We start from the raw sequence: 13,459 nt of genomic DNA, 5'->3' as shown, positions 1-13,459 counted from the left end.
TTATTGCTCTCCTAACATTGCTTGACGTTCTTCGGCTGTCGCAGGTCGATGCTGATCACGTTCAGGAATAAATTTGACATTTTCATCACGCAAATTACTGTTAATAAAGTGAGTAAATCGTTGTTGGTTTTCAGGATGTTCAACCGTTTCTTTCCACTCACACACCACCAATTTACGCAGACGAGTCATTTCACTTTCCAGCTCATCATTAATACCTAACTTATTGTCGATAATTACACTACGCAAATAGTCAATCCCGCCTTCCAAATTTTCAAGCCATACCGAAGTGCGTTGTAATTTATCAGCGGTACGGATATAAAACATAATAAAGCGATCAAGATATTGAATTAATGTCTGTCTATCGAGATCAGCAGCAAGCAAATCAGCATGACGAGGTTTCATCCCGCCATTACCACATACGTAAAGATTCCAACCTTTTTCAGTTGCAATAACGCCAATATCTTTACCTTGTGCTTCCGCACATTCACGTGTACAACCCGATACACCTAATTTGAATTTATGTGGAGCCCGAATCCCTTTATAACGATTTTCCAGTTCAACACCCAGGCCAACACTATCCCCAACACCAAAACGACACCACGTACTTCCCACACAGGTTTTAGCCATTCGTAAGGCTTTTGCATACGCATAGCCACTCTCAAAGCCAGCATCAATTAACTCTTTCCAAATAGCGGGTAGATCATCTTTTTGCGCACCGAAAAGACCGATACGTTGTGAACCGGTAATTTTTGAATAAAGTTGATATTTTTTAGCAATTTGCCCCACCGCAATCAAGCCTTCTGGCGTAATTTCACCTCCGGCACTACGCGGAATAACCGAATATGTTCCATTTTTTTGGATATTACCAAGAAAGATATCGTTACTATCTTGCAACGGAACTAAATCTTGTTTGAGAATATAATCGTTCCAACATGAAGCCAATAAAGAGGCGATCGTCGGTTTACACACCTCACATCCATAACCCGTACCATGTTTTTTGATCACTTCATTAAAGGAAGTTAATCCTTCAACACGAATTAAATGATATAATTCTTGGCGTGAATATTTAAAATGTTCACATAAAGCATGGCTGACTTCGATACCTTGTTTAGCTAATTCTGAGTTTAAGAGCTGAGTCACCAATGGAATACAACCACCACAACCTGTACCGGCTTTGGTTTCTGCCTTGATTGCCGCTACAGTATGACAACCTGCGTGAATCGCATTAATGATTTTTGCTTTTGTCACATCGAAACATGAGCAAATTTGTGCAGTATCCGGTAAAGCTTCGACGCCCATTGTGGGTTTAGCCCCAGCATGAGCTGGTAAAATTAAGGTGTCCGGATGCTCAGGAAGATCCATCTCATTTAACATCAATTGTAATAAATTACTGTAATCAGCCGTATCACCCACCAATACAGCGCCTAATAATTTTTTATTATCTGACGAAACGACCAATTTTTTATAAACCGGTACATTTTCATCTAAATAGACATAGCTACGGCTAGCGGGTGTTTTTCCTTTGGCATCCCCTATACTACCGACATCAACGCCCATTAACTTTAATTTAGCGCTCATATCAGCGCCTTCAAATTGCATTGGCTCACCCATTAAGTGCGCTAAGGCAACTTGTGCCATCTTATAGCCCGGAGCAACCAAACCAAATACTTTACCTTGCCAACACGCACACTCACCAATAGCGTAAATATCAGGATCAGATGTCTGACAATGGTTATTCACCACAATGCCACCACGTTGACCAATCTCAAGTTGACATGCTTTAGCAAGTTGATCATTCGGGCGAATACCTGTTGAAAATACGATAAAATCAACTTCCAGCGACGAACCATCAGCAAATTGCATCTTCTTACCTAACGGCGTATGAATAATTTCTTGGGTATTTTTACTGGTATGAACACCAACGCCCATCTCTTCAATTTTTCGGCGTAACTGATCACCCCCCATGGCATCAAGTTGTTCAGCCATCAATACTGGCGCAAATTCGACGACATGCGTTTGTATTCCTAAGTTTTTCAGCGCACCGGCAGCTTCAAGCCCTAACAACCCCCCACCGACAACAGCACCTGATTTACACTGTTTTGCGCATTCACGAATGGCATCAAGATCTTCAATGGTTCGGTAAACAAAACAATCTGCACCATCTGAACCTTTAATAGGTGGTACCCACGCATAAGATCCAGTAGCAATAATCAATTTATCATAGTGAACAATTCGCCCTGTGTGTGAGTGAATTTCTTTACGTTGACGATTAATCAATATTGCTCGCTCATTCAATAATACTTGAATGTTATTTTCTTCATATAGCCCTTCACGAACTAAAGAAAGCGCTTCAGCAGTGTGGTCAGAAAAATAGGAAGAAAGGTGAACACGATCATATGCAAGGCGAGGTTCTTCACAAAAGATGGTAATATTGAACAGATCAGACTGCATTTTATCGATAACTTCTTCAATAAAACGATGTCCAACCATCCCATTACCGATGATAACGAGATTGGTTTTACTCATAATAAAGCTCCAATTTTATTTTAATTCAATTATTTAATTTATAGCTGTGCTCCATTTTATGTTACTTTGCTCAGATTATAATTATCCTCAAGGATTACCACTTTAGTAGTAATAAGGATAACTATTTTTAAAACAAAGCATTATAAAATATTTAACGTCAATTAAATTTAGGATCCCTACCCTGATAGGCTTTAACCTTTAATATCCAATCACCCTTGGTTAAATAATGTTGCTAATCAAAATTTAAATAGTATAATTAGCCGACTAAATAAATTGAGTAATGATAATTGAATTACAAGTCAAGAAAGCTTCCGTCTCGTGAAACGTTAGCACGAGCACAAAGATTTAATGATGATATTGTTGATGTTTCAGGCGTTGATCTGGTCTTAAGCTTGATCACCACGGCTGACTTAATCCGTTCAAACATTTACGCACAACTGACTAAAGATTATGATGTTTCGGAAGGTAAGTTTGCATTATTAATGTCACTCTTTTCGGAAGGTGAAACCTGTGCCAGTGATTTGGCATTACGCATAGGTGTTACCCCTGCTACCGTGTCAGTTATGGTTAAGCGAATGCTAGCTGCAACTCCACCATTAATCACCATGTCTAAAAGTGGTGAAGATGGTCGCTCTCGACTTATCTCATTGACTGAAGTTGGCGAAAAATTAATTCAAGAAGCATTACCCAATCACCTAAAATCGATTCGTGCTTTTGCCGAAGTTTTAAACTCGCAAGAACAAGAGTCTTTAATATTGATGTTACGTAAACTTTTACGAAAATAACTGACTTTGAGCTTACTTAAAGTCTATTTTATTTATCTAAATACTTAGCTGACTAATTAAATGGAAAATAAGCTATATATGAAAAAAAATATCAAAATCCCTGTTATATTTTTAATTATCCTAACAGTTGCCTCTTTTTTAATCTTTTTAGGTTCTCGAAATGATGCCGTCACCGTGGCTAAAAGCATTAAATCTGGCGTATTAACCGCAGATGAGATTAATATTGCCTTTCAAAATGTGAGCGGAAAAGTCATCAAACGATTTGTCGAAGAATCACAATTTGTAAAAAAAGGGGATCCGTTAATGCAATTAGAAGATGTCGATACTAAGTTAGCTATCGATCGTCTACAAGCGCAGGTTGACAGCCAAAAAGCGGCAGTTGCTCAAGAACAAGCTGCCATTGCGATCACCGAAAACGAAACAAATTTAACCGAATTATCCACTTGGCGTAAAATTGAAGAAGTGAAAGCAAATTTAGAAGCCGCTAAATCAGCTCAAAATTTAGCTCAAATGGAGTTTGATCGTCAAACCCAATTACGTAAAACAGGGGGAAACTCGCAATCGCAACTTGATACCGCCCGTAATGCCTTTACGGTTGCGAAAATGCAAGTTGTTCAGATTCAAAGCCAATTATCCACCTTAATGATTGGTGCAACACCCGAACAAATTAATCAATTTGAGCAAACTCGAAATGCAACAGGTATGACAATACAATCTGTTGCTATTGCCCGACAAAAACTTCAAAACCGACAAAATCAGTTAGCTCAGCTCCAAGCACAACTTGCACAAGCTGAAGCAGACTTAAAACAACTACATATCAATTATCAACGATTAACATTAACGGCACCTGAAGATGGCAAAGTATTAAAAATCATGTTCGAAGATGGTGAATTAGCTCCGACAGGCGCACCAGCAGTGTTATTAGAGACCGATCGTAAATACATTGATATTTATGTAAACGAAAAAATGGTTAATGACTACCAACCGGGCACAACGGTTAAAGCCAATGTCATCGCGCTTGATAAAGAGATAAAAGGTAAAGTTCGTTTTGCAACCGCAGCACCTTCTTTTGCGGACTTACGTATGACACGTGAACGTGGTCAAGCTGATTTAACCTCTTATCAGGTCAGAATATATATGGAATCTATTCCAAAACTTTTAACCGGTATGACAATCGAGGTTGATCAATGATGCAAAACATCATTAAATCTATGCTTGAAGAACTTGACGCAATGTTGTCAGGTCACTTCATTCCATATTATAAAGTTGCAATAGGATTAGCAGCCATTGTTGCGCTAATCTTTTCCATTGTGTTAAGTCATGGTGCCGTTTTTGAAGGTAAGATTGCGGTTATTGATCTTGATGGTTCACATTATTCAACGGAATTAATCAGTAAAGTCAATACTTCGCCTTATATCGAAGTATCCGAAGTCATCCGATCACCGGTGAATCCTATCACTTTAGTTTCGCACGATCGCAATTTAGGGGTACTTTATATTCCTAAAGGATTAGAGAAAAGTCTTAAAAAAGGTGACCAAACTGTTCGTTTAGGGTATTTTGCCGATGATACCAATGATGCACAAAATGCCAAAGTGTTACAAAGCTTAAATGAATATATTCCTGAGTTAGGGGCTGAACTTAGCGTTGGTAAAGTGTCTGCATTAGGTTTAGGACATGAAGGGACTGAAGCCACCTTATCGCCAATGCAACTTAAAACGCGATATATGTTCAATCCAGCTAGCTCTTCCACTATATCGACAATTATCTATTTTGTTTACTTCTTTTCGTCACTGACGTATGGATTAACTTCTTTAATGATTGTCGGACGTTTAAAAGTCACTGGCATGTGGAATACAGTTTTAGAAAGAGGCTTTGTTGCACTATTAGCAAGAACAGTCCCTTATGCATTATTTTATACGACCGGATTAACATTAATAACCGCCGTATTAGTGATCTTTGGACAATTACGTTTTGATGGTAACTATTTTATTTTTATACCCAGCATTTTCATGACCGGACTTGCGTTTGGTTGGTTAGGTTTTTTACTTTCCTGGAAAACCAATAATCCAGGTGAAGGTGCAAGCAAAATGATTTTCTTAGTGCCACCGGGATTTATTATGGGTGGATCAACCATGGCGGTCGGGATTATGCCACTTTGGACTTACTATGTTAGTCATGCATTTCCTTTAGTCTGGCTATTTCGATTCTTCCGAGATATCGCCATGCGAGGAAGATCACTGATTGATATGCTATCTACCTATGGCATTTTCATTATTTATTTAACTGTCATTGCGTTTGTGGTGATGATCGTTTTTGAACGAACGCAAAAATCCATTGCACAACCCAAAACCGACCTAAGCTAAATCGTTAATAAAGTTATTGAAACTCTCATTGGGTTTCAATAACGACTTTCACTATATTAAACTTTGGACTCAACGTCATCTCTTTTTTATTGATAAAATTTCTAAATATCTTGGTCAAATTATCCAATTTGTGATCTTCATCACTTCATTAAACGAAATACACGTTATTTTTTTGATGATTTAAGTATTTTTCATTATCCATTCAAGTTTGCTAATTAACTGAATAACAATACAATATTATTTTTAAGTTATTATTACTCCTCTTACCCTTTCTTTCACTTCCTTTCAAATGAAAAGGTTTTCACGTTTTTACAACCAAAATCGGTTTTGTGACTCACCTATCATTTTTCGATCCTTTGCATATGTTTAAATTGAATAACAGAATGAAAGCAAAACAAGTAATTATGTTATGAATGATTTAATAATGAATACATTACAACGTCGAGAAAAAATTATTTATTTACTCGGTAAAGAAAATACCGTTTCAGTCAATAAATTAAGTAAGCTTTTTAAAGTTTCAACTGTCACCATTCGTAATGATCTTCGCCATTTAGAACAAAAAGGTTGTGTATTGCGTTCCTATGGCGGTGCTATGCTAAATAAAGCTTTCGCTTTTGATAGACCTTTACAAGATAAAAGTCGTATTAACTCTACCATTAAAAATAAGATAGCCCAAAAAGCGGCAGAAATGGTTAAAGATGGTGATCGCATTATTCTCGATTCAGGATCAACAACTGCAGCCATGGTGCCTTATCTGCGTGAAAAACAAAATCTCATTGTTTTTACCAATGCAATTAATATTGCCTACGATTTATCAATCAATACTGACATTGAAGTCATCATTGCTGGTGGTAATATTCGAAAAAAAGCCTTTTCTATTTCGGGACCAACCGTAGAACAACAACTTAAAATGTATCATTTTAATAAACTTTTTTTAGGTGTTGATGGCTTTGACCTTAGCGCAGGTATCACAACACCCAATTTTGGCGAAGCATCGGTTAATCGAGTCATGTGTCAAGTTTCAGGTCAAATCATTGCGATAACGGATTCAAGTAAATTTGGACGTAAAAGCTTTTGTATGATTGAAAAAATCAATCCTATTGAAACGCTGATTACAGATTCAAACATTCCAAAAGAATATTTAACGCAATTACACACATTAGGCATTAATGTGGTTATTGCCAATCTATAAACTTTTCTCTTTTTTTATTTTTATGACTTAACGAACAGGATCACAATTATGCAACAATACTTAAATTATTCGAAAGAGTGGTTAGAACAACACGGCGCAATTCATACGGCTAAAGAAATTTGTCAACAACCTAAAATTTGGCGTGATTTGCTTCAATTACTTTCCCAAAGACAACCTCAAATAGAAACCTTTCTAACCCCTTTACTGGCTGATCCGAATTTAGTTATTATCCTTACCGGTGCGGGATCTTCCGCTTTTGGCGGTGTCGCCCTTGCACCATGGCTAAGAGAACAGACTAAACGTAATGTTTATGCTTATGGCACTACTGAAATTGTTGCTGATCCATTACAATATTTATCTGCCCATAAAAAAACATTAATTGTCTCGTTTGCTCGTTCTGGCAACAGCCCTGAAAGCGTTGCAACCGTAAAATTAGCCGATCAAATCGTTTCAGATTGCTATCACCTATTTTTAACCTGTAATCCCAATTGTGCATTAACCGATTATGCTAACCATAAAAATAATGCTCAGCGTATATTTCAATTAGTCCTGCCAGAAGGAACGCATGATCTTGGGTTTGCGATGACATCGAGTATTAGTAGCATGATATTAGCCACACTGCTGCTTTTAGGCGGTATCGATACTCATGATGCAAATGATGCAGTCATGAAAATTGCCACTATTTGTGAGCAACAACTTTTAAATTGGCAAACCATCACAAAACAATTAGCCCAAAAAAATCATGAACGAGTAATTTATGTTGGTAGTAGTTGTTTCACTGGCACCGCTCAAGAAGCCGCATTAAAAATTTTAGAACTCACTGCCGGTAAAATTGCAACCCGATTTGATTCAATATTAGGTTTACGCCATGGCCCTAAATTTATGATTAATGAAAAAAGTCTAGTGGTATGTTTCTTTTCTAACGATGCTTATATCCACCAATACGATATCGATTTATTTAATGAGTTAGAACACGATCGTATCGCAACAGATGTACTTGCTTTGAGCGGTCAGCAGAGCACGCATAAACAAATATTGTCGGTTGATTGTCATCTTTCCGATTGTTGGTTGATTTTTCCTTACTTAGTTTTTGCTCAAATGTTAGCGTTTGAAAAATCACTGAGTGTTGGATTAACCCCTGACAATCCTTGTCCTACCGGTGAAGTGAATCGAGTTGTAAAAGGTGTGACCATTTATCCGTTTCATCAAATTTAAGTCATCAATCCGATTAAACCTTTAAATAAAAGGATATAAAAATATGAGTACTCCCAATATTCTTATGACACGTATTGATAACCGCTTAGTGCATGGTCAAGTCGGTGTGACTTGGGTGAATGCGCTTGGCGCTAATCTTTTATTAGTTGCCAATGACAGCGCTGCGCAAGATCCGGTACAACAAAATCTGATGGATATGGTTATTGCAGAAGGAATTCAAACGCGTTATTTCACCTTGCAAAAAACTATCGACATTATTGGCAAAGCCGCTGAACGTCAAAAAATCTTTATTGTTTGTAAAACACCACAAGATGTTCTAACTCTAGTTAAGGGTGGCGTACCCATTAAATTTGTCAATGTTGGTAATATGCACTTTTCTGAAGGGAAAAAACAGATCCATAAAACGGTATCCGTTGATGACAATGATATCGCTGCTTTTAAAGAGCTGGAAAAGTTAGGCGTCACTTGCGAAGTTCGCCGTGTACCGGACGAATCTGGCGAAAAAATAGCAGATTTACTCAATCTATCATCATAGCAAGAGGGGCAAATTATGTTAATGGATGCTTTATTGATAGGACTACTAGCCGGTATTGCTGGCGTAGACTTATTTGACGGACTTACGCATTTACACAGACCAATCGTAATTGGACCGTTAGTTGGGTTGATTTTGGGTGATGTAAAAACAGGTTTATATGTGGGTGGTTCATTAGAACTGGTCTGGATGGGCATGGTTCCACTCGCCGGCGCACAACCTCCAAATGTTGTTATAGGCGGCGTGATTGGTACCAGTTTTGCAATTTTAACGCACACCGAGCCTAAAGTTGCCATTGGGATAGCTGTTCCCTTTGCCATAGCGGTACAAGGTTGTATTACCCTTTTATTTACATTCTATTCGCCAATGATGCACAAATGTGATCGCTATGTTGATCAGCTCAATTTTAAAGGTATTGAGTGGGTGAACTATCTGGGGATGATAATTCTATTTTGTTTCTATTTCATTGTCGCATTTTTACCTATCTATTTTGGTGCTGATGCAGCAACCGCGTTAGTTGAAAAATCACCTAAATGGTTATTAGATGGACTTAGTGTCGCGGGCGGAATGATGCCAGCAATTGGTTTTGCAATGCTAATGAAGATTATGATGAAGAAAACGTATGTTGCTTACTTTATCTTAGGTTTTCTGGGGGTGACCTATCTTAATTTACCTATTTTAGCCATTGCGTTAGGTGCTTTAGCCATTGCAATGATTGATTTCTATAATTATAGCCGTGATAACAATGACAGTATCAAGTCTGTAAGCGCAACTTCAGTGGAGGTAGAAGATGGAATTTAATGATGATCATGACAAAAAAATGGCAGATAAAGAAGAAAAACGTATGGCACAAGCACTCGCCACAAGTAAAGTCTCGGCAGATACGTTTACCGACCAAAGCCAAGATGTCACACTAACTAAAGGTGATATAAACCGAATGGCGTTTCGCTCATTGGCGTTGCAAGCATCATTTAATTACGAACGGATGCAAGCTGGCGGTTGGCTTTTTACCGTATTACCTGCATTGCGTAAAATTCATAAAAATAAGGATGATCTAAAAAATTCTATGCACATGCATATGGAATTTATCAATGTTCATCCTTTCGATGCGACCTTTTTATCTGGATTAGTCTTAGCCATGGAAAAAGGAAAAGAAAACATATCGACTATTCGGGCGGTAAAAGTTGCCTTAATGGGGCCATTAGGCGGAATCGGTGATGCACTATTTTGGCTCACCTTATTACCAATCTGCGCAGGGATTGGCGCCTCATTAGCTTTAGAAGGAAGTCTGTTTGGTCCGATCATTTTTTTGTTAATGTTCAATTTAGTCCATTTCGGTCTACGTTTTGGACTTGCTCATTACGGTTATCATGCAGGAACCAGTGCGTTACCTTTATTAAAATCCCATACTAAGCGTATTTCACACGCAGCCTCCATTGTCGGTATGACCGTTATTGGTGCACTGGTTGCCTCTTACGTGCATTTTTCAACGCCGTTAGAAATTAATGCGGGTCAAGCGCATATTGCGTTACAAGCGGATGTGCTCGATAAACTCATGCCGAATTTGTTACCGCTTGGATTTACATTAACTATTTATTACTTGATGAAACGTAATTTTTCACCTGTTAAATTAATTGGGTTAACGGTGATTATTGGTGTAGTCGGCAAATTAGTGGGAATTTTATAGAGGAAATTTATGTTAGGCGTAATATTAACAGGTCATGGTAGCTTTGCTACCGGACTTTTTGAAGCAGCAACACAAATCATTGGTGAACAAACACAATTTAATGCCGTTAATTTTCCTGATGGCATGAGTAGCGAACAATTAGCAGAACAGTTAAATACGGCATTAAAACAGTGTGATCGTGGTCAAGGTGTGATATGTTTGACAGATATTGTTGGTGGTTCGCCTTTTCGACTAGCCGCCATGTTGAGTTATCAATATAATAATATTGAAGTGATAAGTGGGACTAATCTGCCATTATTACTTGAAATATTATTACAGCGAGAGGATCTGGACTTAGCAACAATTCGTCAAGAAACCATTGAAAATGGGCAAAGAGCGATAACGAGCTTATGGCACGAGCACCAAAAAAAATCACCTAAAAATGAGGAGTGTTCTGATGGAATTTAAGCAAATCCACGCCAAACAAGTGTTAACACCGGTTGGCTGGCTTGATAATGTCATTGTCACCATTCAAAACGGAATCATCACGGATATCACACCGAGTGATAAACCGTGTCCTAATCAAATCAAACTATTACCGGCACTGATTGATACGCATATTCATGGTGTCATGGGCGCCGATACCATGGATGCGACCCATGAATCACTCAATACCATGAGCAATTTTTTAGCCCAACATGGGGTAGGTGCTTTTTTGGCAACGACGGTGACAGAAAGCCATGACAAAATCGAAGCCGCACTACGACAAGTTAAAAACAGCATTCAGCAAGGCGTAACAGGCGCAACCTTGTTAGGTTCTTATCTGGAAGGCCCTTTTTTTAATGCTGTTCATAAAGGTGCCCACCCAGAAGCATTACTGCAAGCCCCCGATCGCACTACAATTGAAAAATGGCTAACCTTAGCCGAAGGAACATTAAAGTGTATCGCTTTAGCGCCCGAGTATCCCAATGCTTTAGCCATTATCAAATGGTTACGTCATCAAAATATTCGGGTCATGATTGGGCATACTAATGCAGATTATCAAATAACAAAAGCTGCACTTTTAGCAGGCGCAAGTGGCGTAGTGCATTGCTATAATGGCATGTCAGGATTACATCATCGTAACCCAGGTGTAGTTGGTGCAGCTCTCAGCATAGATCATTGCCAAACCGAAATCATTGTTGATGGTCACCATGTACACCCTGCCGCAGTTGCAATTGCCCATAAGTGTTGTGGTGAAAATTTACTTTTAATCACCGATGCTATGCGCGCAACGGGTATGCCTAATGGTGACTATTATTTAGGTCAGTTGCGAGTGCATATGAAAGATAATGTTGTTCGCACCGATGATGGAAACTTGGCAGGTAGCACATTAACTCTTGATTGTGCAGTTAATAATTTGGCAAACTTTACTAATACTTCTTTTGATAAGGCTTGGCTACATGGTAGTTATTACCCAGCCAAAGCATTAGGCATAGACAACACATTGGGTAGCATTGCGCCAGATAAAATCGCTAATTTGGTTGTTCTTAACGAACAAAATCAATTGATTGCAACTTTAGTCAAAGGCAATATCGTTTATCAATCTAATCAATTCAACGAACAATATATCACTCACCCCAAACAAGTTTAATAAATATGGAAAATGCCTGAATAATAACTCATCATTAATAGCAGTTGAGTTTTGATTTAAGCAAATTAGGAGATCAGATGAAAAAGATAATATTAAAGGGAATCATAGCATTAACAACTGTTTTATCTTTCAATGTACCAGCTATCGAAACAGTGAACGATTATACATTAGAACAAGTTGTTGTTTTTAGTCGCCATGGTTTGCGAGCACCATTAGCTAGCCCTAATAGTACGTTGGGAAAAGTCACGCCCAATCAATGGCCGCAATGGGATACCCCAGCGAGTTATTTAACGACTCGTGGTGGAGCATTAGAAAGCTATTTTGGTCACTATTTCAGTGAATGGTTAGTCGATAACAAATTATTAAATCAAGATCGTTGTCCAAACGATCAAGATGTTTATATTTATACCAATAGTTTGCAACGCACAATTGCCACCGGACAGTTTTTTGCAGTTGGTGCTTTTCCGGGTTGTCTTGTGCCAATTATCCATAAAGAAAAGCTTGGTAGCATGGATCCGCTATTTTTTCCTGTCATTGATGATAATAGTTCAGCCTTTAAACAAGCTGCAATTAATTCAATTAACCAAACTGCCGATACCAAAGGCATTGAAGGGCTGAATGAAAAACTGGGTAAAGCATATCAAGACATGTCGACTATCCTAAATTACCCTAATTCAACCAATTGTATTACACATAAACAGTGTGATTTTGCGCATTTACCCACCGAGCTTATTATTGAAAAAGGCAAAGAACCTGGCATAACAGGCGCTCTTCGTACTGGAACCTCTATTGCTGATGCTTTTATCTTACAATATTATGAAGGCTCGCCTTTACATGATATTGCTTGGGGGCAAATAAAAGATAAGCAACAATTTGAACAGTTAGTTGCGATCAAAGAGCACTACAATAGCGTTTTATTTGGATCGCCCGTTGTGGCAAAACAGGTGTCAGCAAAATTAGTTAATTATATTAATCACGCTTTTTCAGAGAATGAAGCACATCCTAAATTTACGCTGTTAGTGGGACATGATTCCAATGTAGCCTCCCTACTTTCAACAATTAAAATTAAGCATTACACGTTACCAGAGCAGTTTGAAACCACCCCTATTGGTGGGAAAATTGTCTTTCAAAAATGGCGTAATAATCACAATGGCGAAGCATTGATGAAAATTGAATATTTTTATCAATCCACCGACCAGATCCGTGACTTAGTACAATTAAACCGTCAAAACCCACCGCATAAAGTCGTATTAGAAATGGAAAATTGTCCTATTAATGCTAATGGATTTTGTTCATTTTCAACGTTTAAACAAGTGCTGAATCATCTCATCCAATAACATTAATTTTGTCGATCGTGTGCTTAAAAAGTCACTTAAGCACACTCTATCAAATCCTAAAACCTAACGAGGTATTTTGATGTTAGCCGTGAGTCACTCATTTTGTAAAAATAAAATGAGTTCACCATTATAACTATGAAAATCACTTTTTAGTGACAATACATACCCCCCATTAATAACTGACAGTAAGTGACTGCCAGTGTAATAAAT

At 38.0% G+C, this 13,459-nt stretch carries 12 protein-coding genes; 11 read left to right on the top strand and 1 reads right to left on the bottom strand.

The window, feature by feature from the left end; all coding sequences use genetic code 11:
• Positions 1 to 2,526, bottom strand: a complete 2,526-nt coding sequence (gene nirB / locus GYM75_RS01175; RefSeq protein WP_220216371.1) for a nitrite reductase large subunit NirB — start codon at positions 2,524 to 2,526, stop codon at positions 1 to 3.
• A gap of 287 nt (positions 2,527 to 2,813) precedes the next feature.
• Between nirB and GYM75_RS01170 the strand changes: the two genes are divergently transcribed.
• From GYM75_RS01170 to agp, 11 genes are all read left to right on the top strand, one after another.
• Complete coding sequence (locus GYM75_RS01170; RefSeq protein ID WP_220216370.1) at positions 2,814 to 3,311, top strand: MarR family winged helix-turn-helix transcriptional regulator; 498 nt, start codon at positions 2,814 to 2,816, stop codon at positions 3,309 to 3,311.
• A 78-nt stretch (positions 3,312 to 3,389) separates the two neighbouring features.
• Positions 3,390 to 4,502 (top strand): HlyD family secretion protein, encoded by a 1,113-nt coding sequence (locus GYM75_RS01165; RefSeq protein ID WP_220216369.1) that lies wholly within the window; start codon positions 3,390 to 3,392, stop codon positions 4,500 to 4,502.
• Positions 4,499 to 5,674, top strand: coding sequence for an ABC transporter permease (locus GYM75_RS01160; RefSeq protein WP_220216368.1), 1,176 nt, complete (start codon positions 4,499 to 4,501; stop codon positions 5,672 to 5,674). Before GYM75_RS01165 ends, GYM75_RS01160 begins: the two co-directional genes overlap by 4 nt.
• A 421-nt stretch (positions 5,675 to 6,095) precedes the next feature.
• Positions 6,096 to 6,866, top strand: a complete 771-nt coding sequence (gene agaR / locus GYM75_RS01155; RefSeq protein ID WP_363317347.1) for a transcriptional repressor AgaR — start codon at positions 6,096 to 6,098, stop codon at positions 6,864 to 6,866.
• 48 nt (positions 6,867 to 6,914) lie between these two features.
• Entirely contained in the window at positions 6,915 to 8,081 is a 1,167-nt protein-coding gene (locus GYM75_RS01150) for an SIS domain-containing protein (protein ID WP_220216366.1), read from the top strand.
• Between the two features lie 43 nt (positions 8,082 to 8,124).
• Positions 8,125 to 8,616: a PTS N-acetylgalactosamine transporter subunit IIB gene (gene agaV, locus GYM75_RS01145; RefSeq protein ID WP_220216365.1), complete on the top strand. Its 492-nt coding sequence runs from the start codon at positions 8,125 to 8,127 to the stop codon at positions 8,614 to 8,616.
• Positions 8,617 to 8,631: 15 nt separating this feature from the next.
• Positions 8,632 to 9,414, top strand: a complete 783-nt coding sequence (gene agaW, locus GYM75_RS01140; protein WP_220216364.1) for a PTS N-acetylgalactosamine transporter subunit IIC — start codon at positions 8,632 to 8,634, stop codon at positions 9,412 to 9,414.
• Positions 9,404 to 10,300, top strand: coding sequence for a PTS system mannose/fructose/sorbose family transporter subunit IID (locus GYM75_RS01135; protein WP_220216363.1), 897 nt, complete (start codon positions 9,404 to 9,406; stop codon positions 10,298 to 10,300). Before agaW ends, GYM75_RS01135 begins: the two co-directional genes overlap by 11 nt.
• 9 nt (positions 10,301 to 10,309) lie before the next feature.
• Positions 10,310 to 10,747, top strand: a complete 438-nt coding sequence (gene agaF, locus GYM75_RS01130) for a PTS galactosamine/N-acetylgalactosamine transporter subunit IIA (RefSeq protein ID WP_220216362.1) — start codon at positions 10,310 to 10,312, stop codon at positions 10,745 to 10,747.
• Positions 10,737 to 11,912 (top strand): N-acetylglucosamine-6-phosphate deacetylase, encoded by a 1,176-nt coding sequence (nagA, locus tag GYM75_RS01125; protein WP_220216361.1) that lies wholly within the window; start codon positions 10,737 to 10,739, stop codon positions 11,910 to 11,912. Before agaF ends, nagA begins: the two co-directional genes overlap by 11 nt.
• Before the next feature lie 77 nt (positions 11,913 to 11,989).
• Positions 11,990 to 13,249 (top strand): bifunctional glucose-1-phosphatase/inositol phosphatase, encoded by a 1,260-nt coding sequence (agp, locus tag GYM75_RS01120; protein ID WP_220216360.1) that lies wholly within the window; start codon positions 11,990 to 11,992, stop codon positions 13,247 to 13,249.
• The last annotated feature ends 210 nt before the right edge of the window (positions 13,250 to 13,459 follow it).

This window comes from Gilliamella sp. ESL0441 (assembly GCF_019469185.1).
In the GTDB taxonomy this organism is placed as follows: Bacteria; Pseudomonadota; Gammaproteobacteria; order Enterobacterales; family Orbaceae; genus Gilliamella.
This window is presented reverse-complemented; position numbering and strand designations above follow the sequence as displayed.